At 46.2% G+C, this 22,287-nt stretch carries 17 protein-coding genes; 2 read left to right on the top strand and 15 right to left on the bottom strand.

Going from position 1 to position 22,287, the window contains the following annotated elements; all coding sequences use genetic code 11:
• Window positions 1–7: 7 nt before the first annotated feature.
• The 15 genes from C805_RS11435 to C805_RS11370 all read right to left on the bottom strand — a co-directional run bounded on the left by C805_RS11435 (window position 8) and on the right by C805_RS11370 (window position 20,216).
• A complete protein-coding gene (locus tag C805_RS11435) occupies window positions 8–688 on the bottom strand; it encodes a D-lyxose/D-mannose family sugar isomerase (protein ID WP_016213999.1) in 681 nt (226 codons plus the stop codon).
• Window positions 689–757: 69 nt separating this feature from the next.
• Window positions 758–1,837, bottom strand: coding sequence for an aldose 1-epimerase family protein (locus tag C805_RS11430; protein ID WP_016213998.1), 1,080 nt, complete (start codon window positions 1,835–1,837; stop codon window positions 758–760).
• Window positions 1,838–1,945: 108 nt separating this feature from the next.
• Window positions 1,946–4,486 (bottom strand): transglutaminase domain-containing protein, encoded by a 2,541-nt coding sequence (locus C805_RS11425; RefSeq protein ID WP_016213997.1) that lies wholly within the window; start codon window positions 4,484–4,486, stop codon window positions 1,946–1,948.
• Between the two features lie 16 nt (window positions 4,487–4,502).
• Window positions 4,503–5,249 carry a copper homeostasis protein CutC gene (locus tag C805_RS11420; protein WP_016213996.1) on the bottom strand — a complete coding sequence of 249 codons (747 nt, stop codon included), beginning with the start codon at window positions 5,247–5,249 and terminating at the stop codon, window positions 4,503–4,505.
• 117 nt (window positions 5,250–5,366) lie between these two features.
• Entirely contained in the window at window positions 5,367–6,851 is a 1,485-nt protein-coding gene (locus tag C805_RS11415) for an ABC transporter substrate-binding protein (RefSeq protein ID WP_016213995.1), read from the bottom strand.
• Between the two features lie 22 nt (window positions 6,852–6,873).
• Entirely contained in the window at window positions 6,874–7,836 is a 963-nt protein-coding gene (locus tag C805_RS11410; RefSeq protein WP_016213994.1) for a carbohydrate ABC transporter permease, read from the bottom strand.
• Window positions 7,837–7,852: 16 nt separating this feature from the next.
• On the bottom strand, window positions 7,853–8,815 hold the full coding sequence (locus C805_RS11405) for an ABC transporter permease (protein WP_016213993.1): 963 nt from the start codon (window positions 8,813–8,815) through the stop codon (window positions 7,853–7,855).
• Window positions 8,816–9,044: 229 nt separating this feature from the next.
• The gene (locus C805_RS11400) at window positions 9,045–10,559 is read right to left on the bottom strand and encodes a response regulator (protein WP_016213992.1); all 1,515 of its coding nucleotides are present in this window, start codon (window positions 10,557–10,559) and stop codon (window positions 9,045–9,047) included.
• A 35-nt stretch (window positions 10,560–10,594) separates the two neighbouring features.
• A complete protein-coding gene (locus C805_RS25125; RefSeq protein ID WP_016213991.1) occupies window positions 10,595–12,352 on the bottom strand; it encodes a sensor histidine kinase in 1,758 nt (585 codons plus the stop codon).
• 79 nt (window positions 12,353–12,431) lie between these two features.
• On the bottom strand, window positions 12,432–13,100 hold the full coding sequence (locus tag C805_RS11395; protein WP_016213990.1) for a DUF624 domain-containing protein: 669 nt from the start codon (window positions 13,098–13,100) through the stop codon (window positions 12,432–12,434).
• A 54-nt stretch (window positions 13,101–13,154) separates the two neighbouring features.
• Window positions 13,155–16,313: an alpha-mannosidase gene (locus C805_RS11390; protein WP_016213989.1), complete on the bottom strand. Its 3,159-nt coding sequence runs from the start codon at window positions 16,311–16,313 to the stop codon at window positions 13,155–13,157.
• 111 nt (window positions 16,314–16,424) lie between these two features.
• Window positions 16,425–17,717 carry a glycoside hydrolase family 125 protein gene (locus C805_RS11385; protein WP_016213988.1) on the bottom strand — a complete coding sequence of 431 codons (1,293 nt, stop codon included), beginning with the start codon at window positions 17,715–17,717 and terminating at the stop codon, window positions 16,425–16,427.
• Between the two features lie 136 nt (window positions 17,718–17,853).
• Window positions 17,854–18,498: a GrpB family protein gene (locus C805_RS11380; protein ID WP_016213987.1), complete on the bottom strand. Its 645-nt coding sequence runs from the start codon at window positions 18,496–18,498 to the stop codon at window positions 17,854–17,856.
• 21 nt (window positions 18,499–18,519) lie between these two features.
• Window positions 18,520–19,467, bottom strand: coding sequence for a DNA-methyltransferase (locus C805_RS11375; protein ID WP_016213986.1), 948 nt, complete (start codon window positions 19,465–19,467; stop codon window positions 18,520–18,522).
• Window positions 19,455–20,216: a hypothetical protein gene (locus C805_RS11370; protein ID WP_016213985.1), complete on the bottom strand. Its 762-nt coding sequence runs from the start codon at window positions 20,214–20,216 to the stop codon at window positions 19,455–19,457. The genes C805_RS11375 and C805_RS11370 overlap by 13 nt, the downstream gene beginning before the upstream one ends.
• Window positions 20,217–20,389: 173 nt before the next feature.
• Between C805_RS11370 and C805_RS11365 the strand changes: the two genes are divergently transcribed.
• Together C805_RS11365 and C805_RS11360 are read left to right on the top strand one after the other, a co-directional pair.
• Window positions 20,390–21,691, top strand: coding sequence for a phosphotransferase (locus C805_RS11365; RefSeq protein ID WP_016213984.1), 1,302 nt, complete (start codon window positions 20,390–20,392; stop codon window positions 21,689–21,691).
• A 220-nt stretch (window positions 21,692–21,911) separates the two neighbouring features.
• On the top strand, window positions 21,912–22,283 hold the full coding sequence (locus C805_RS11360) for a GntR family transcriptional regulator (RefSeq protein ID WP_016213983.1): 372 nt from the start codon (window positions 21,912–21,914) through the stop codon (window positions 22,281–22,283).
• The last annotated feature ends 4 nt before the right edge of the window (window positions 22,284–22,287 follow it).

Below are 22,287 nucleotides of genomic sequence, written 5' to 3'. Positions count from 1 at the left end.
CTCCTTCTCACTCTGCTTTCGGATATTCGTTGCACAACAGGCGGTAGGGCGCTTCATCTTCCTCAATCTCCGGGAACCGTCCGATGGGCTCATAAAAACGGTTATCGTTTTCGTCATCGTTGCACATGGACACTTCTCCCAGAAGCACGTCTCCGCTTCCTTCCTCCACATGGAAATCATGATACATGTATGGATAAATGGTAATGCTTTCTCCCAGCGTCAGCTTTACTTTTGTACCTGCCGGAACCGTAAATTCCCGTCCGTCGCAGTTGACCGTCACGTCCGTATCCGCAAACTTTCCGTCTTCCGTGGAATTGTAAACGGTAATCAGTACATTTCCGCCTCCCCGGTTGATAATGTCTTCCATTTTATTCCAGTGAAAATGCATGGGCGCCATCTGTCCTTCTTTCACAAGGAGGAGTTTTTCCGCATAGGTTTTGGTGTACTGATCCATTTTCAGATTACCGTTGCGGATGGTAATCAGGGAAAATCCCACTTCATCAAATTTTCCGAGCCCGTAATCCGTAATATCCCATCCCAGCATATTGTCCCGGATTTCATTGTATTCTGCCCCTTTTGTCTTCCAGTCCTCTGCCGACCATTTGCAAAAGGGCGGAATTTCAAATCCATGTGCCTGAATGATTTCTTCCATATGTCTGATTTCCGCATTTATTTTTGAACGTTTCATCTTCTTTTTCCTCTCCTTACAATTAATAGCTGTGACTGACCGTTTTGTACTGCAGATTTTCCCGCAGCATCAGGTTTCCAGCAGTTTATTCGCCTCTTCTTTTACCTGCTCCAGTTCCGCCCCTGTCAGAAACTTCAGGGTAAGATGTGTAACTTCCGTTTCCAGAGGTTTCAGTGTGTGCAGGCTGTGTTCTCTGAAATGGTACGTTCTTCCGTACACACTGGAGTTGGCAGGCTCAAGGCCCACCACATAGTCCCCGGATGCAATGGATTTCCACTGCATGAAATACGGCAGTTCGTTCAGATTGTATTCTATTTTCAGGCCAGTTCCCAGTTCTTCATTGAGCACCGCCCCAAAGGTATTTCCCTCTGAATCTGCCGCCATTTCATGAAGAAATACATATTCCGTCTCATTATCCCTGGGGGGCTCCATTTTACTGTAATCCTGGATATGGGCGGCCGAAACTCCATCCCTGGGCTGCACCTTTCGGGTGGGCAGCACAATCCTGGATTTTTCAGATAAGAAAGGATATCCCACATTGATATGATACAGCAGCATCATGGGCTCCGTCCGGAATCCCTCATTGGAAATCCTGTCTTCAATACAAATCCTGTGTTCTCCGTATACGGTGGTAATTTTCCTCCTAAGCACAAGATTTTCTCCGAACAGCTCCGCCTCCCGGAGTTCTCCGGTTAAGGTCAGCGTATAATCTTCTCCCTTCCAGCAGGCGTCTGCTCCCACATGCTCTGCCGGCGTGGTGCGTATCCTTCCGTGCATGGGATAATCTTTTCCTTCTATCCTGCAGGGCGCACCGATATTCTCAAGGCCGCAGGTAAACAGAAGACCGCCCATAATACTGCGTTGGGCTTCTTCCCCTCCGGTATCAAAATGATTTCTGCCCATCAGCCCTGGTTTTGACAGAAAACTGATATTATGCCCCTGAAAGGATGCTTCTGCAATGTCCATACATTTGTCTGCCATCACCGTAAATTCCAGCGGGCCGTTTTTCACCTGATATGCTTTCATGCCCCTGGCTCTGCCCTCTTCATAAGTTACCGGGCGTGCATACATAAGCTGCTGCATGGTTCCCACATGGCTGAGTAAATTTTTCTTCTCCATGGTTTCCGTGATTTCACCTTTCCAATACAATTACTCTTAAATTCCTGAAATGCATATAAAATTCACAACATCATTTTCCGTGAAACATATAAAATTCACAACATCATTTTCCGTGAAATATATATTAAATTCATAACATCATTTTCCGTTTACTTTCAGCAGTTCCAGCATCAGGCTCACGCTCCCGGCCTGATAGCCGCTGCTTCCGTAAACTGCCTGCAATCCCGGATTTACAATCAGCAGCAGCGGAAGTTTTTCCGGATCCGTATACATTCTCCGTGCCAGGGGTTCCGTCAGTTCGTCAAAATCTCCGGCAACCACTTTTATTTCCGGAAATGCCTCTGTCACCTGCCAGAAAGCCGGGGTTTTCTGTATGTGCTCATCCCGCACCACAAAACAGATTCCCGTCTCCATGGCCCGGAAACTTTCCCGAAGCTGATACATTTCATTCAGTACATGCTCTGTGGGTTCTTCCCCCGGTTCCAGAAATGCCAGAATATGTACGCCCTGGGCAGTCAGCGCAGAAGCAGTGGTCATGCCGCCCTCCTCCCGGAGTTCAAAATCATCCAGCTGTCTTGATACCAGCAGCTCCTCCGGCTGTCCGGCACGCATATATAATTCCACTTCTCCAGGACATCCCGGCTCCAGACAGAATCTGTATTCCGCTGCAAGCTGGTCTCCTCCTGGCAGCCGGTTTGCAGTGAGTATCCGGTAGGATCCAGGCTCCAGTTCCAGCTTCTGTTCCAGCGTATCAAACTCCAGTCCCTGATAATCCAGGGTGACAAAATTTCCCTGCTGAAACTGTCCGATGGTCCAGTTCTGATAATAGTTCCAGTTCTCTTCCGGTTTCCGTTTCAGGGTAAGGGTTACCCGCTCCGATGATTTCTCTTCCTCCCCGGTTCCTGATATTTTCACAAACTTATCTTCCTGATAAACTTCCACTTCCTGTTCTGCCTGGCTGATACGGGCCGGAACTCCCAGGGTGCGCAGAATAGCCCCACACAGGATTTTCCGGCTCATAAGGTTGCCAAACCGGAGTTTCATCGTACCCAGGGGCGTGGAAAAAATCGTCCTGTAATCATATGCTTCCTCGTAATGAATGTGTTCCTGGATATAATTCCAGAGGGTCTTTGGATGTTCCCGGAAACGTTCTTTTTCTTCTTCACTGAAATACCCGGAAAGCTCCTGCCTGTAACAGGTCAGTTCTTCATAAAATATCCTCGGACAGAGAATGTACTTTTCATACACATCAGGTTTCCCCTTTTCTTCCCATTCAGAACGGTATTTTCCCGCATACTGCAAATGATGTTCCAGCACATCTGCCCTGACATCTCTGTAATCTTTCCTGCTCAGGCTGTGCAAAAGACCTGCCCGGTCCGGGTTGTCATCCTTTGCAAGGAACTGGTACACCTGGTCAAAATTTCCTGCTGCAAGGCGCAGAAGTTCCTGTTCCTTCGGATATTTTTCTGCCAGTTCTTCTCTGTAATAACTGCGTATCCTTTCCGCCCGCAGAACTGCCGCTGCCTGAATCCGCTGGCGGTTCCTGGCTTTCTGCTCTCTGGTGGGAACAGTCCTGCCAGGTATCTGTTCCTCAGGCGCCTTTATGTCAATATCTGTCCAGACGCCAGTACGGCCCTGTTCTTCTGTCAGAGTAAGCAGAACCTTATCCTGCTGCCTGGTATCAATCAGTGCTTCCGCTGTTTTTTCTCCCCGGACTGCCCACAGGTGAACGGTTCCCATTCCTGTGCGCAATGCCGCAGTTCCGTCCTCATCTGCTGTCAGCACCGCCATACTGCCATACTCGGCGCTGTTCAGAAGTTCCAGAAAGACTCTGGCATATTCTGCCGGAGTGCCGTCCGGCTCTGTCACCTTTATCTTAAATTCTACGGTTTCCGTATACCGGAACGTTACATTGTTATAGCAGGGCATTTCTCCCTGCCGGAAACAGGATTCCTGGTTGCCGTAATCTGAAAATTCCCTTGCGTGAACCATCATGGTTCTGGAGGAAGCATTGGAAAACCATCCTTTATCCAGCACTGCTTCCGGCTCACACGCTCCCAGAAAATGCCAGTCTCCATCCACATAAACCTCCACCCAGGCATGATTATCGTCACAGTGCGCCCATCTGGGCGTATACACCTGTCTTGCAGGAATTCCCACACTGCGGAAAGCTGTTACCGCAAAGGTAGATTCCTCCCCGCACCTGCCCGCTCCGGACCGGTACATGGTCAGAGGGGATATGGTCCTGAAATCAGAAGCCTCGTATGTCCCATTTTCCGCACACCAGTAGTTTATCTCCAGCACTGCCTCTTCCATGGTCTTTCCCTGTATCCGCTCCCTGAGCTGTTCATAAAAGAAAGGCCGGCAGTCCTCAATATTTTCCGAATTAATCCGATAGTACAGGACATTATGCAAAAATATTTCCTCCGGAAGCTGCCGGCACCACTCTGCTGTCTCACGCAGCATAAGTCCGTGGCGGACAAAAGCCAGAAACAGTTCGAACTCATATTCTCCCATATCACGCAATGGCATGGTTCCATAAAAAAATTTCATCAGAAGCTGTTCCTCTGGTGTACATCCTTCCATTTTCCTGCAGATTTCATCTTTTAAACTTCCCATCTGCCAGAGACGGCTGTCATATTGCCTTCCGACATATTCCCACAGTGTTTTTGAAAACATTTCTGATTTCCTCCTTTCACATTACCTCATCCAGTGCCTGCCGGGCTTTTCTGATTTCCTCTCTGTCCGTGCGCAGAATTTCAAATTCGCTGAACGCAGGAAGTCCCATATGTACCCGCCCGTTTCGGTAAATCATTCCGCTGTCCAGTGTTTTTTTTCCGGACATGTGAAAGCTGGCTGCATGAAGTTCTTCTGTCATACTGCGGATTACCCCATCATTTACACCGCTGCCCAAAAGAATCTCAATCCGGCCCTTAGCCTGCGCAAGAAGTTTTCTCAATACTTCTTTTCCTTCCATGCAGACAGGGGCCTGACCGGAAGTGAGGATGGTGTCAATCCCCAGGGAAACAGCTTCTTCCAGTGTCTGATATGGATCCCGGCAAACGTCAAAGGCCCGGTGCAGCGTCATCCGCAATGGGCCTGCACATGCTTTTAACCGTCTCATTCTGTCCGTATCAAGGTCTCCCTCCGGCTTCAGGCATCCCACTACAACGCCCTCTGCTCCCAGTTCCCGGAACATACAGATGTCCTCTTCCAGCATCTGAAATTCCTCATCTGTATACAGAAAATCCCCGAATCTCGGACGAATCAGCACATGCAGAGGAATCCTGCACCTTTCACGGATCTGTCTGAACTGGCTGACCCCCGGCGTCGTCCCGCCGATCAAAAGATTTGCACATACTTCCAGACAATCCGCTCCTGCCTCCTGAGCAATTACCGCAGATTCCACAGAATCCACACATACTTCCAGCTTTCTTTTCATGTTCCACCTCAGTTTTCCGGAAAAAACAGTCCTGCTCTGAATGTCATATTCCCCCGGCTGTCAGACAGCCGGAGGAATACTTTTCTGTTCAGGCTGCATTTCTCCTGATTTTATTTTTTATTCTTTTGCTGCCTTCCACTCGTCAATCTGTTTCTGCATTTCTTCAATTACTTTGTCAATGCCGGTGGCTTTCAGTTTTTCCTGCAGTTTGGGCAGATATTCTTCCGGATCCACGCTTCCGGTAAACAGAGATTTTCCAAATTCATCCATGACATTTCCAAATCCTGCCACTTCCGTGCTGACCGGATTCAGATCAAAATCGAATCCAAAAGAGGGAGCTTCCACAGAAGAATCGTTAAATTCTTTAAAAGTTGCCCATTTGTCCACAGGTTCATTTTCCAGTACATAGGTATTAAACAGACCGCCCTGTACCCAGTAGGAAACCGAGTAATTTTTCCTGGTTTCTTCATTCAGTTTGATTTTATTTTCATAAACGTAAGGTTTGCCTTCCGCCGCTTTTGCCTCTTCTTCCGGAATCTCCACTTTGTCCCAGTGCTCGCCTTCGATTCCATAGTTCAGAAGATTTCTCAGATATTCGTCTGTATTAACCAGATTCAGAAATTCCACTGCTTTTTCCGGATGTTTGGTCTGAGCGTTCACTGCGGTCAGAGCGCCCCGTGCGGAGATGTTTGTCACATAAGTATCCATAATGGGTGTTGCAACCACTTCATATCCCAGGTCTTTGCCCCATACCAGTTCTGCATAGGGCTGGCCATCGCCTTTTGTTACAAAACGTTTGATGGACTTGTCATCAGAAGCGGTGGCAGCGTCCTTGTTGATGTAACCTGCCAGATAATATTTCCGCATGGTATCCAGTGTGGATTTCATTTTCTCTGTTTCAAATACATTTTTAACGGTAAGGCTGTCATCGCCGTATTCAATGCCCACCGGATCCTGAATCAAATCCATATAGATGGGTGCGGAATAGCTGCTGGTTAAGTACATGGGCACCACATCCGGTTCATTTTCATGAATCAGTTTCAGCCAGGGTTCCAGATCTTCCAGGCTGTGGATTTCGTCTACCGGAACATTGTATTTGTCCACATATTCTTTGGTAAACACCCACATGGGCATACTGCCGATTTCTTTTTCACTGGGGACACCGTAGGTCTTGCCCTGTACTTTGGCTGCCTCCCAGAACCGGCTGTCAATGGTTTTGTACATCTCTGTGTCTTTAATATAATCATCAAGGGCAAGGAATGCGCCCTTGTCAGCATTCTGGAAATAATTGTTGGCCCAGGAGCAGGTAAAGCACAGATCCCAGTCGTCTCCGGTATTTACCACTACCTGCATTTTCTGGTTGTAATCGCCCCATCCGGCGGTATTGATTTTCAGTTTTACCCCTATTTTTTCCTGGGTATATTCATTGACTTTCTCCAGCACCTTTTCCTGGTCTTTCTGAGCGTCTCCAATCTGCCACCAGGTCAGTTCCACCACTTCTTCTCCGCTGGAATTGGTTTCTTTCTTTCCGCCGCAGCCGGCAAGCAGTCCCGCTGCCATAACTGCCGCAAGGCCAAGTGATACAAATTTTCTGAATTTCATGATTTCTCCTCCTTGTCTAATCTTACTCCTTCACAGCCCCTACCGTCAATCCATTTACAAAGTATCTCTGGAAAAACGGATAAGCAAAGATAATGGGTAATGTGGATATTACCACAATTGCCATTTTAATGGTTTCTTTCGGCATATTCGCCGCCACCGCAATACCGTCTACTCCCATGGTAGCCTTGTTGTTGGCCAGCCAGTCAATGGAGCTTTCAATCTGAATCAGCAGATACTGCAGTGGTATCAGATCTTTGTTGTCCATGTACATCATGGCGTTAAACCAGTCGTTCCAGTAGCCCAGTGTCAGGAACAGCCCAATGGTGGCAAGTCCCGGCAGCGCCATGGGAATAACTATCTGGAAAAACAGCCGCCACTCTGAAGCTCCGTCAATTTTGGCGGATTCCACTACCGCATCCGGAATACTGGTCTTAAAAAAGGTCCTCAGCACAATAATATTAAAAGAATTCAGGCAGAGGGGCAGGATCAGCGCCCATATGGTATCCTTTAACATCATTACCTTTGTGACAATCAGATAGTTGGCAATCATACCTCCGCTGAACAGCATGGGAATGGTGATGACTGTGGTAAAAAATTTCCGGCAGGCATAATTTTTTCTGGACAGGGTATAGGCATAGGTACCTGTCAGAAGCAGTCCGATCAATGTTCCGAGAATCGTCACAAGAATGGTCACGCCATAGCTTCTCAGAATATTCTCACCTGCGCTTACTATATACTCGTAGGCATACAGACTGAATTTTTCCGGAATAAACCGGTATCCGTTCATGGCCAGTGATTCCTCGTCCGTAATGGAAATAATGATAACGAATATAAACGGAATCACGCAAATCAGAGACAGGACTGCCAGAAATATGTTGAACAGCACATTTGTGGGCTTCTTAATCTGGTTATATTTACATCCTTCCGCCTCAATCGCCCGGATTTGCTTCTCTATTTTCCTTCTGGATATTTTTTTGTCAGACATGATTTTCCCTCCCTTCTCAGAATAATGCATTTTCATTGTCCACTTTTGATACGATTTTATTAGCAATCATAATCAGGACAAAACCAACCGTTGACTGAAACAGTGCGGCCGCCGCGCTCATTCCGATTTCTCCGCTGGTCTTAAGGGCCCGGAAAATGTATGTATCAAGTACATTTGTCACAGGATACAGAGGCCCGGAGTTCTTGGGCAGCTGATAAAACAGGCCGAAGTCCGCTTTGAAAATTCCTCCTACTGCCATAATCAGCAGAATGGTAATGACCGGTTTTAACAGAGGCAGCGTAATGTACTTAATCTGCTGCCATTTGGTGGCTCCGTCCAGCACTGCCGCTTCATAGTATGTTTTGTCAATACCGCAGATGGACGCCAGATAAACCACGGTGTTGTAGCCCATTCCCTTCCACTGGCTCATGAAGATAATGATAAAGGGCCAGTATTTTGTCTCTGCATACCAGGAAATCGGTTCTCCGCCGAACTGCTGTATAATTGCATTAAAATATCCCTTTTCCGGATTCAGGAATGCAAAAACGCAGTAGCTTACCACTACCCAGGACAGGAAGTAGGGCAGGAACATGGAGCTCTGATAAATTTTCATCATCCCTTTATTCCTGATTTCATTCAGCAGCAACGCCAGGATTACCGGTATCACCACGCCCAGAACGATAAATGCTGCGTTATACAACACGGTGTTCCTTACAATTATAAAGGCGTCTCCGCTGCTGAACAGGAACTTGAAATTGTCAAACCAGACCGTCTCGCTGGTAAACAGGTTGTAGAAAAATCCGTCCCCGGACAACCGGAACTTCTTAAAGGCCACCAGGATTCCAAATAATGGAAGATACGCAAAAAACAGAAACCAGATTGCGCCCGGCATACTTAAGACCAGCAGTTCCTTATTTGCTTTCAACCGGCTTACAAAATTTCCTTTCGGCTTTACAGCCTTTTTTTTGTTTGCTTTCACTTTGAAACCTCCTTCTTTGTTTCCTGCATATTTCCTTACCGGTTCGTCAATATGCAGTATGTTTTTTGGTATATTTACTATATCATTGTGGAATTTGCATGGAAAGTTGAAAACTTTTAGGTTCATTGCACAAATTACAGTTATGTTTTTTATAAGATAAAAAAAGGCTTCTGCCCTCTGATGTAAAAACACACGCTCGGGCAAAAGCCAGTGAAACCACATATTTTTTCTAATATTTTTTCATCTCCCGCAGAGAAGCCGGAGACACCCCATAACACTGCTTGAATTTCCGGTAAAAATAACTGGTATCCGGATACCCCACCTGCCTTGCAATATCATTGATTTTCATGTTTGTATTCAAAATCAGCTCCTTTGCAATTCCGTTTTTGGTATTGCTTAAATAGCGGGCAAAGGAACACCCCACTTCCTTCTGAAAAATCTGTCCCAGATAGGACGCATTCATATGGTATTTATAAGCCAGGGTTTTCAGATTCATATCCTCTTTGTAATTTTGCTGTACTTCAGCAATAATCTGACGCACCACTGGAGTGTACTGGGAATCCTCTTCATGCATACAGGCGATAATCTCCGTGATTTCCGAGACAAAGGCTGTCCGGATTCCATAAATATCGTCCGCCCGGAAAATGGTCTCAATCAAATCGGTTATGTCCTGAAAATTGCCTGATTCCAGCTTGTATTCTTTTTTTATTTCCTGCAGCAGCATGGCCATTTTTACTGCCATCTGATACAGAGAGCCTGCGGAAGCATCTCCCCGTATATTATTGATAAACAGATCTTCCATGTAGCCCACTGCCGCTTCCGTTTCTTTTTTCAGAATAAATTTTCTGAGCAGCGTTTCATCCATACTGAGGGCTTCGGTTTTCCTGTTCTGAATCTGCCGCTGGCTGATACACGTTCCGTACCCTTCCAGAATCAGATATTTCTGGAGCTTTCCGGCCATCCGGTAACTTTCCGGAAGCTGGGAAAAGCTCTGAAAAGAAGGTCCGATACAGAGAAAGGTCATCACATTAAACCTGCTTTCCACCTGATTCTGAAGCTCTGAGAAATAGTCCTGCACTTCTGTCTCATCCATGGTTTCCCCTTCCAGCACCATCAGCAGGCTGTCCGGCGGCAGATGGACAATTTTCAGTTTTTCTTCCTGTTTCAGTTCCACGATCACATCTGATATTTTTTTCTCCTTCAGGCCATCCATATTCCATTTCATCAGGGCCGCATAATACGTTCCGCAGTCGGCAGAGAGCCCCAGCATTTTTGCATACTGCCGGTACTCTCCTTCCTCTGCCCCGCCTCTTAAAAAGTGCATCCACTGTGTTTTTTCATCAATGTACTGAATCTTTTTCCGGTCCATCTCATCCAGTTTTTCCACAGTTTCCCTAAGCTGGCGTTCCAGTTCCTCCTCGTCGATGGGTTTCAGGATATAGTTTTCCACTTCCAGACGAATGGCCTCTCTTGCGTAATTAAATTCATCATATCCGGTCAGAATGATGAAACGCACCTGCTCTTCTTTTTCCCTGATTTTGCGGAGCAGCTCCAGCCCGTCCATTTCCGGCATACTGATATCTGTAACCACAATGTGGACCGGTTCCTTTTCCCACATTTCCAGGGCCTCCACACCGTCGTGAGCCATATGCACCACCTCAAGGCCCAGAGATTCCCAGTCCAGAATATTCCGGATTCCCTGTAAAATCAGTTCCTCGTCTTCCACGATCATTACCTTCTTCATCCTTCCATCCTCCGCTTTTAAGATGTAAAAATCCCTCAGTTCTCCACTTCTTCCCCGGCTTCCTCATCAGGGAGTTCCTCGCCAGGAGTTTCCCCCGGCTGAAACCGCAGAATTACCCGCAGTCCTCCTCCGGTTCCGGCTTCCATATGAATCCCATATTCTTTGCCGTAGACAGCCTTAAGCCTCCGGTTCACATTCGCAACGCCAATGGAGGCCTGCTTTTCCATAATGTCGTCTTCCAGTTCCCTGTTCTTTACTGCCAGTTCCTCTTTTGTCATTCCGTTTCCGTTATCTTCCACCACAATCCGGAATGTTTCTTCTTTCTCAACGGAAATCCGGATAAAATTATCTTTTTCTTTCATCCGGATTCCATGGATAAAATAATTTTCAATAATGGGCTGCAGTACAAATTTAATCACAGGCGTCTTAAGATATTCCTCCGGACATTCCACAACAGTCTGAAACTGTCCCGGATAACGATACTCAAACAGCTCTATATATTTCCTGCTGTAGTGAAGTTCCTGGGCCAGTGTAATTACATCTGCTTCCTTAATCTGTGCACGGAAGGTTACAGCCAGGCTGTAAAGCATTTTCCCCACCTCCCGGTCCCCGTTGCAGATGGCTTTCATTCGTATGGCCTCCAGGGTATTATACAGAAAATGAGGGTTTATCTGGCTCTGAAGGGCCGCCATCTCCGCATTCTGCTGTTCGATTTCCGCCAGATACCGCTTCCTGATATGATCATCCAGCCTGACGCACATCTCATTGAAATACCGGGAAATTACGTCCAGCTCGTCTCCGTTTCGGTCAGAGGGAATACGCACGTTCAGATCCCCCTCCATTACCTTTGTCATTCCGTCCAGTATCCGGTCCAGCCTTTTTGCAAGGCGCTGCAGGTGGTACCGCACAAATACTTCTCCCAGAATCAGCACCGCCAGTCCTATGGTGAGAATCATCAGAATAACAGGTACCGGTACTGCGGACGCCCGGCTTTTTTCCAGATAGCTGACGGTGTGGTACCGGCCTGTTCTGGTCTGTTCCGTATAAGCATTTAAAAAATGCTCCAGTGTTCCCGCCTCCTCTTCAGCCATGATTTTACTTATTTTATTTTTGCCGGTGGAATCAAAAACCATGGTTCCTCCGTCACTGTATACCATCAGTTCCGCTCTGGAATAATACTGCCGGATACGTTCAAATTTACTGCCCTGGAATCCCAGAAGCATACAGCCCTTCACCTGCATGTTGATGGGGTCGCGTATTTCTTTTATATAGAAAAAGCAGTCTTCCTCCACCAGGCTCCCCTGCTCCAGATGCTCCAGAAATGTTTTATCCCCGTACCTTCGGTAGCCTTTTCCGTCCCTGGTATATTCTGTGAGCACCCCTCTGTCATAACTGTAAAGCATAATGCGGTGCAGGCTCTGATAAGCCTGGAAAGCGTCCAGGAAAAAAGTTTCAATGCCTTTGTAAACACTGATTTTGCTTTCAATATAGGTATCCAGCCGATACTGCTGATAAGCCGCCGGCCCGTCTGTGAGATAATGGAGCCCGTCGTTTAATTCCATATTTGACTTGTACAGATCCTCATGAATATACTCCGCAATATCAGAGGTTTCTTCCAGATAGGCGTTGGCAGATTCGCTCATCATTCCCATATAATTCAGGTTCTGTTCCAGAAACCGGTTTCTGGTGCTGGTAAAAAAGGAAATGCCCATTACCAGTACCACACAGCACAAAATTGCCGTATCAATATATAATAATTTGCTGTATAACTGTCCTGATGTTTTTATTTCCATAATTTTCCTCTTAGCTGTGTATCAGCCGCAAAATCACAAAAAGGAAATGCAGATTCCTGCATTCCCTGATTGTCTCTGTTTAATTTCTGCTTTCCAGTTTCTGCATGATACTCTGATTCATAAACATAATCAGAAACCCGTAGACGCTGCCCATAAACAGCACTGTTGTCCCTGCTGAAATCTCAAAGGCTGCCAGAAGAACAGCAAAGGCTGCCAGATTTCCAAGGGTGGACACGGGCCTTGCAATCAGCAGAGTCACCGCGGTCTTTACAATCTGTATATTTCCCATTTCATAACGGCTGGCCAGCAGATAAAGATTCGGCGTAACCAGAAGGATACCCGCAAACAGCAGTATAAACACAATTGCCAGCGGAAGAATCCGAACCTGTACCGTAAAAAATTCAATATTTGTCCAGCAGAGCAGAACTGCTGTCAGCTGCCCTGCTCCCAGCTGCACCTTCTGCAGGAAATCGGAACAGTAGCCTTTCCTGTAGTCGGCAAACCCGCTCCGCTCTGTTCCCTGAATGAGCCGGTTCATGGCATACATTACCGCCGAAAGAGCCGGAGCCATGGGAAGCAGGCACAGCAGAAACAAAGGAAGACATTCCCGTATCTGGCTGGCTCCCACAAACACCAGAAACAGCAGAACCGGAAGATTTGAAACCACAAACAGCAGGTTTACCATTACAAAATAGCATACTTTCTCACAAAATCCCAATATTTTTTCCAGACGGAATAATTCTTCCATGGGAAAACACCTTCCTTTCTTATATCAACAGATACTGATTTTTTTTAACCTCTGTCACACTTCCACCAGGATGGTCTTAATCTCGTAGGCATGAAGGGACAGATGAATCTCATCCTGACTGAAGGGGCCTGCAGGCCGCTCCCTTAAATCACCCTCAGCCCAGCCTTTCCAGGAAATGCCCGGATTCACCGTTACTTCCTGCCGGGAGCCTGCATATTCATGGAACCGGATTACAAGATATGCCCCGTCCTCGGATTTTTTCACTGCGTCCAGCTCTACCTGATCGTTGTCAAAGGACAGGAAACTGTCACAGGGAAGGCTGCTCTTTCCTGCCAGAACCTCCATGGGCTCATTTAAAGCGAAGGCCTCTTTTACCACTGCTCCTTCCACAAAATCCCCTTTGTGCGGAAGCAACGCATAGGTGAATGTATGCTCTCCCTGGTCCTGCAGATGATCCGGATGGGTTCCTGCCCGCAGCAGAGAAATCCGCATTACATTGTCTTTGATGTCGTGACCGTATTTGCAGTCATTTAAAATGCTCACCCCGTAATTGCGCTCTGACAAATCTGCCCACCGATGGGCCACTGTCTCAAATTTGGCCTGATCCCAGCTGGTGTTCCAGTGGTTGGGACGTCTTACATTGCCGTACTGTACATCATAAGTTCCGTAAGTGGAACGTACATCCACCGGAAATGCTGCCTTCAGAAGCTGGTGCTGCTCATGGAATTCCACATTTGTCCGGAAATCAATTCTGGGACTGGTGCTGTAAAGCACCATATCCTGCCGGATACAGGAATCCATATAACTCCATTCCATATGGATAATCATGGTCAGGGGCCCCATCTCCGTAATTTCAAATGTGGTAAGCTCTGTAATCTCACGCATTTTTTCCTGATAAAAAATATCAATATCCCATGCGTCGTTTCCCAGGGGTTTATCTTCAAAAACCTGCAGTACATTGCCCCGCTGTCCTTCGGGCAGTACATGACGTCCGCAGGTCTTGTCAAAGAGTTTTCCTATCTGTCCGTACTGATTGATGGAAATCTGATAAAAAGGCGTTTCAATCTCCCTGCCGTGGACTGAAAATACTGCTTTGGGCACATCCTTTTTCTTTTCTTCCAGTATAATGGTTTTGGTTCCCATGGACGGTACATCTTTTACTTCCACATAAATGACTCCCTGCCCCTTCTGGGAAACCAGTTCGTTTCCGTCCTCATCTCTGCAGATTCCGTCTGTTTCTGCGGGAACAGATACAATCTGGGACACGGTCCACCCGGAATCATTAAACACGGTATAGGTATTTTCTTCCGGGGTCAGCAGTGTCTCGCAGGCTTCCTGTACCACGTCGGCGGCAATTTTTTCAATCAGCCCGTAATCTTTCCGGGAGTCCTCATATACCTCATGGATAGATGAGCCTGGAATAATATCATGGAACTGGTTGGTCAGGATATGTTTCCATCCCTCTGTCAGCTTCTCCTGCCTGCTTTCTGCCAGATTTCCTTTCTTAAGAGCCGCCATTACCGTCATCCATTCCGCTTTTCGGTAAAACAGCTCCATTTTACGGTTCATGCGTTTATTGTAGCCCTGGCTTGTATAGGTGCCCCGGTGGTATTCCAGATATAACTCTCCGTCCCAGGTGTGGACATACTGGTCCGTATCTTCCACGTTGTCATGCAGCCTGCGGAAATATTCCCCTGCCGTGGACATTTTCAGATTGGGAAGCCCTGGGATTTTATCCATTCTTCTGCGGTATTCCAGCATATCCCGATTGACTCCGCCGCCTCCGTCTCCAAATCCAAAGGAAATCAGCAAATCCTGATTCACCTGTTTTTCGCTGTAGGCATCCCAGACTCCTTTTACAGTGGAGGGAAGCAGTTTTCCGTTATAGGTGTAAAACCAGGAGCCCGGCTCATTCCAGGGTTCCGGGGTGGTAATAAAATGGGTCAGAATTTCACTTCCGTCAATCCCTTTCCACCAGAATGTGTCATGGGGCATACGGTTATACTGGTTCCAGCTTATTTTCGTGGTCATAAACGTATGAATCCCGGCCTTCTTTAAAATCTGCGGCAGCGCCCAGGAATAGCCGAACACATCCGGAAGCCATAAATATTCCACTTCCCGGTCAAATTCGTCTTTGATAAATTTACTGCCAATGAGTATCTGTCTGGTCAGTGATTCCCCGCTGGTCAGGTTGCAGTCGGCTTCCACCCACATGCCTCCGTCCACTTCCCAGCGTCCCTCTTTTACCTTCCGGCGGATGTTTTCGTAAATTTCCGGAAACTCCTGTTTCATATATTCATACAGCTGCGGCTGGGTCTGGAGAAAAATATACTCCGGATACAGTTCCATCAGACGAAATACTGTGGAAAATGAGCGGGAGCATTTCTCTCTGGTATGCTTTAACCGCCAGAGCCATGCCACGTCAATATGGGTGTGACCCACACAGTATACATTGATCATGGAGTCTTTCTCCATTCCGTCAATGCTTTCATTCAGGTAATCGTCTGCCTGATGGAGTGATTCGTAAAACATTTCACTGCCTGGCCGGGACCAGTCGATGCAGTGGCATGCACTGTCCAGGGATTTCCGCAGCATATGCTGTATGGGGCTGGAAGAATCCAGTTCTTTTATGGTCTGCCATACCATGGATGCCAGATAATAAAAGTCATCTGCCTTTTCATCCAGCCAGGCCAGATCTGCCCGTGCAATCCGGTGTTCCTGTTCTTTTGGAACCCCGCCTCCTTCCAGGCCCGACCACAGGCGGAAGGTAAGATCCACGGAAGTACCGCAGAGACTGTCATCCAGAAAAACTTCTTTGTGGTTTACATCCACTCCCTGATACATGTTTCCGTTCACATAGAGCATGGACTCAAAACCGGAATTGTTGCCTGCCCCGGTATTTCCGAAATCAAAAATACCCAGAATTTTCTTTCCTTTCCATTCAGCCGGAATTTCCACTTCTCTGTGGAGCCAGAGATATTTATCCCGCCCTTTCCAGGTATCTCCTGTTTCCAGAGTATACCAGTCTTCCCTGTCTCCTGCAAACTCCGCATCACCGGATACATGTCCGGCCGAAAATACGGGAAGTTTTGGGTTCACCACACCCTGTCTTTCCTCTGCCGCCTCAAAGTTTTTCAAAGGGGTAACGTCCCTGTACCGATACTGTTCTGCTTCGCTGATACGCTGTTCCAGTTTCCTGTCTGTCAAAAACATAATGCCTTCCTCCGCTTACAATCCGTCTTTTTTGTAATCTTATCCTATCATGGAGGCGTCTTTCTCTCAATTCAAAAGATTCTATATTTGGTGTACAAATTTTATGTTGCATCAGCGCAGTATGGGACAGCCGCAATAATCCAGTACCAGCTCGCTGAACATGGCATTTGCCCAGGAAAACCACTCTCTGGTGTATTTTCTGTCATCATTCACATGGAAGCTCTCGTGCATCAGGCCTGTGCCGCCGTCTGTTTCCGTAAGGATACGAAGAATTTCCAGTTTCCTTTCCTCTGTTTCCGCAGTCAGTCCCTCCATGGCCAGCGCAATGGGCCAGATATGGTTTACCGGCGTATGGGAGCTTCCGATACCGGCCCCTTTGCTGCCTTTATAGTAAAAGGGGTTTGCCTCGCTCAGAATCAGCTTTCTGGTATTTTCGGCAACCTCTTTCCGGTTTCCTCTGTAACCCAGATATTCCATGGAAAGCAGGCTTGGTACATTTGCATCGTCCATCAGACTGTACTGGCCGTAGCCGTCTGTCTCATAGGCGTACACCTCACCAAACTCCTCTGTCTTTACAACTCCCCAGGTTTCTATCCCCTGATAAATCTCTTCTTTCAGGCTGGCCGCCTCTTTTTGCAGCCCTTTGTCTTTCAGAACAATGTCTGCAATTTCTTCCAGATACCCCAGCACCACAACAGCAAACATATTTGAGGGGATGAGATAACCATAGGTACATGCATCATCGCTGGGACGAAATCCTGACCAGGTCATTCCGACTCCCGATTTTACCAGAGCTCCCTTTCCTTCCCTGGAAAGGGTGTCTTTGAAATATGTGCCAGGCCGCATAAAGCGGTAGGGCGACCGCTCCTCATGGTGCTGCTCTGTGCAAAATACCTGCAGGATTTTTCTGGCTCCTGCCTGAAAAGACAAATCGAACTGGTCCACCCGTCCGGTATTTTTCCAGATCAGGTAAGCAAGCTGCAACGGATAACACAGGGAATCCACCTCATATTTCCGTTCCCATACCCATCCGTTCTGCTCCGTGATATCACGTTCCCAGCAGTTTCCGTTCTCCGCCTCATTAAAAGCATTGGCATAGGGATCCGTCTGAATATACTGAAACTGGCGTCTTGACAGGCCTGTCAGAATTTCCCCCAGAGCCGGTTCTTTTCCGGCCACCGGAAGAAAGGGCCGCAGCTGGGCGGTGGAATCCCGCAGCCACATGGCGGGAATATCCCCTGTAATCACATAAAAGGTCCCGTCATCCATGGATTTCACCGTGGTATCCAGTGTATTGAGGTAACAGTTCTGAAATATTTCAGCTATCCTGGGGTACTTTTCTAATTTTTCTTCCACGGTCTGAAACACATGGCTGATGGAAGCATACTTCTGTTTCTGTGTCATTTCTTTCTCCTCCCACAATTCTTTCTGTCATAATCTGTCCGGTCTGACTCATTCCGGAACTTCATAATAACATCCCCGCCGGGCAGAAACAATTGCCTCCAAACGCACAGAAAGAATATGTCCACTGAAACTGATATTATTCCAGATACGCCTCCTGCTTTCTCCTGGTATACGGAAAATCCTGACTGACTCCATGACATTGTTCCTCTTCTGTCAGTGCCTGTTTCAGGGCCTGCTCCTTTGCGTATCGGGTATATTTTTTTACAAATTCTGTCTTTCCCTGGGTATACCTGTCCCGGTCATGTTCAAACTGTTTCCATAAACTGAGTTTCAGTTTTACATATTCCCCGGCAGCCTGAGGGTGGGCATTCAGGTAATCCCGGAAATACAGTTCATCATTGTCTCCCGCCCGGCGCAGATGCAGGTGAAACACCCTTTCTGCAAACCCCTGTTCCGTATACCCCTTATTGAAGGACAGACGCTGTTCTTCCTCTGACATACACAGGTATCCCGCTGACGTAAGGTACCGGGAAAACCATTTCAAATCACTGTTTTCTGTTATCTCCACCAGAATGTCAATGATGGGCTTTGCCTGAATACCTTTTATGGCTGTGCTGCCGATATGGCTGATACGGACCGTCTGTTCGGCAGGCAGATGTTCTTTTAACAGGGCCGCTTCTTCCTCAAACCAGTCTTTCCAGTATGGTTTGTACTCTGTCAGAAAAATGGGAAATAACTGCCACAGTTCTTCGAGACTCATTTCAGAAAGTTGTCTGCTCATCCTGGTTCCTCCTTTGAATCTTTATATCCGGATGCCATAATCATCAAATATTGAAATCTGCCCGGTTTCTATCATCTTTACCAGATACTTGCTTTTCACTTCCTCCAGAAATCCGGGAACAGCGTCTTTATGATTTTTTAAAAACCATTCTATATGATTATATAAATATGTTATTCTGATATCCGGATCATTCAAATCATTTGGCACTCTGCTCATTCTTTCATCCATGCTGTCAAATCCGACAAAAGGTTCCAGCAACCTGTTTTTTGCCATTTCAATATATTCTGAATTATTATCAATTCCTATCCCATGTCTTTTCAGCTGCTGGCACACTCTCAACGACGTTCCTGATCCAAGAAACGGATCCAGTACAGTATCTCCCTCGTTTGAACTTGCCAGTATCATCCGCTCATAAAGCCCTTCCGGTTTTTGTGTGGGATGCCGCTGTCGATTCGTATTACAATAATGCATATGGGAAAATTCCCACACATTTCCCGGATTCGCTCCGCGCATATTATTTACGCTTCTGTAAAATTTCTGTGGTACTCTTATATCGTCAAGATTAAACGTAAAATTTTTTGTATTCTTTGTAAAGTACAAAATATCATCATGTCTGGGACTGAACCCTTTCGTTTTTCCCACGCCCTGAGTATAATACCATGTAATCCATCCATTAAATACAAATCCAAACGTTCTTTCCAGTATTTCATATATATATGAAATATATCTCATTCCCATAAAAACATATATACTTCCATTATCCTTTAATACTCTGCTGCATTCTGAAATCCAGTTCTTACTAAATTCTATATATTCATCAAATTCAAGCCTGTCCTGACTATTTCCATAATTTTTATTCAGATTATAAGGTGGATCCGTCACAACCAAATCAATGGATTTATCCGGTAACTCCTGTAATTTTCTGATAGCATCTCCTGTAATTAAAAACTGATTATCTATTTTATCCATCCGTTTTTTGACGCCTCCCTGTAAAAATCTTCTATCGTTCTCCGACTGCTGTGCAAATATTTATAATCCAGTAGCTGGCACATTTCCCATGTGGTTCTGTACTGATAAGAAACATAATGGATATCTTTTATCTGTATCTGCCCTGTTCCCAAAGCGGGATTATAATTTATATCTGCGTCACTGATAAACTTCAAATCATATACGTTATAGTCTGATACTTCCATAATTCCATCCATTAAACCCGTACCTGCATTTTTCTGTACATATACCTTGTGTTTTATGGAAAGAATAACAAACATAAAATCCGGATCTCTCACATATGCAGTCCGTATCCTGCTAAAACTTGTAATATTCGGTCCCTTACCACTGTTCGGAATATCATCCGCCGTGGCTTTCACATCCACATTTCCTGTCAGAACTGTATTCCCTTTTCTGAACTGTAAAATAATATCCGCCATTCCCAGACGTTCCTGGGCTTCCACATTAATAAGATGATAATCATTATCCATGTTGTCTCTGATTCCTGCAAACACTTCATCCGCCCAGGCTTCCATCATGGGGCCGGCTATTTTATTAATATTTTCAAGAGGCAGACCCATTTTTAAATTCTGATTTATTATAATTTTATCATCACCTGTTTCTTTTTGTCTGTCAAGAATCTTTCTGACCTGAGTAATAACAAATTCTGAATCTTCTTTATATGTTGCAGATTCCAAAGGCTGCTTTAAAAGTAAATCTTCGTATCTCAAAATTTCAACTCTTTCGATAAATAGTTCCTTTTATTATACCACACTCCTCATAGAATTACATGGAATTCCTCCTCTGAATTCCGAGTCAGATACTGCCGTTATGATTGCTTTTACGGTTATTTATGGTATAATATACAGAACAAAACGGACAGCCCGAAACAGGAGGTATCCTTATGAATAAAATCAGAGAATTTACAGAACAGGAAGCAGAACGCTATGTGAAAAACCATGGCCTGTTTCCGGCTGACGCGAAACTGAGTATCAGAACTCTTGCTTCCGGAAGCGACGACACGGAAGGGCTGGTGAACCTGATTTATCAGATAAAGGATACCCATACCAGAAAATCCCTGATTTTCAAACAGGTTATGCCTTATGTGCTGGCACTGATGAAGCATGAGGGTGTCATGCGCCCCACCGCCAGAGGCCGCACCGCCAAGGAAGTGCGGGCCATGGTGCTCATGAACGTGATTTACCCCGGAATTACTCCGGAGGTATATTTTCAGGATACCGAACAGGGCATTATCTGCATGGAAGATCTGAGCCATCTGAGAAATATGCGGTTCCAGCTCACCGACCGGCAGCAGTTCCCCGATTTTGGAATACGAATCGGAGCCTTTCTGGCTGAAATGCTGTTTTTTACTTCAGACCTTTATCTGGATGCCCAAACGAAAAGGCAGTGGGAACAGCTTTTTGACGCACAGGAAGCCAAAGAACTGCTGCTGGATCTGCTGTTCCAGGAAAGCTGCGCCCTGTTCGACTCCCACAGGCCCTTTGAAGCAGGCGCCCGTGAAACCCATCAGCGCATTGCCTCAAACCGGAAGCTGAAAGCCATGGTCCATGATATGGGCACACGGTTTTACGAAGGAAAACAGTGTATCTGCCATACGGATTTACATACCGGAAACATTATGATTGCCCCTGGCGAGACACGCCTGATTGACTGCGAATACGGTGGCTATTCCGCCTTTTTCGGAGACCTGGGGCGAATCGCCGGCAGCTTTATTGTCAATTATGTTTCCTGGCTGGGAACACCGGAGATTCCATACGAATCACGCCTTTGCATGCAGCAGTACGACCTCGACATGATTCGCGGCCTGTTTCACGGCTGTCTGGAAACCCTCAGACAGCTGTTCACAAAATACCGCCCGAAACGTCCCGCACTGAGAAGAATCGACCCGGAAACATATTTTATGTCTTTCTTTTATGACAGTATCCGCTGCGCTGCAGTCACTGCCGCATGCAGAACGCCTTCTGACTGGACTCAGCCCTGTGACCTTGCCCGTATCAAAAATACAGAGCTTATGGGACTTGTGCAGAAACGTGCCCTGGAAATTGCAGAATATACTCTGGAGCACGGAGAAAATTTCCGCAGCATTGAGGACTTCTGCGGTTTCATCCAATGCTACGCCGGTGTAAATGTACAAAAGGAAATAAGCCGCCAAAGGAGCACTTCCGGAAAATGTCCTTTCCTGTAAAAGAATCTGTAAAAACCTCCGGCATTGTAATACGGATATGATTTGTAAATAAAACATGGTACCAACAGTCCAAAAGGGGCAGGCAAAACCTTATTGTCTGCTCTGTTTTTTTGCTCTTATTACAGTGAAGTATCAAAAAAACGAAACAAACACAATATAACAGTTGACAGCAGACATATACTGTTATATACTGTTATCATCAAAAAGAAGGGGGAAGGTAATGAAAATTATTATAAACACCTCTCTGATGGTTCCCATCTATGAGCAGATTACAGACCAGATAAAAACGCTCATACGCAATGGCGAATTAAAAGAAAATGATAATCTTCCGTCTGTCCGCACATTGTCAAAGGAATTGAAAATCAGCGCTTTAACTGTCAAAAAAGCATATGACAGTCTGGAAAACGAAGGCTTTACCATAACCGTACACGGCAAAGGAACCTATGTAGCAGCCACAAATCCGGAACTTTTGCTGGAGGAACAGAAAAAGGAACTGGAAGCTGATTTAGAACAGGCAATCCAAAAAGGCAGACGCTGCGGAATAAGTGATGAAGATATCAGAAGTTTATTTGAACTGATTTTGGAGGGATGACAGA

Source organism: Eubacterium sp. 14-2, assembly GCF_000403845.2.
GTDB lineage: Bacteria > Bacillota > Clostridia > Lachnospirales > Lachnospiraceae > Petralouisia.
The sequence above is the reverse complement of the archived record's forward strand: the minus strand, read 5'-3'. Positions and strand labels throughout refer to the sequence as shown.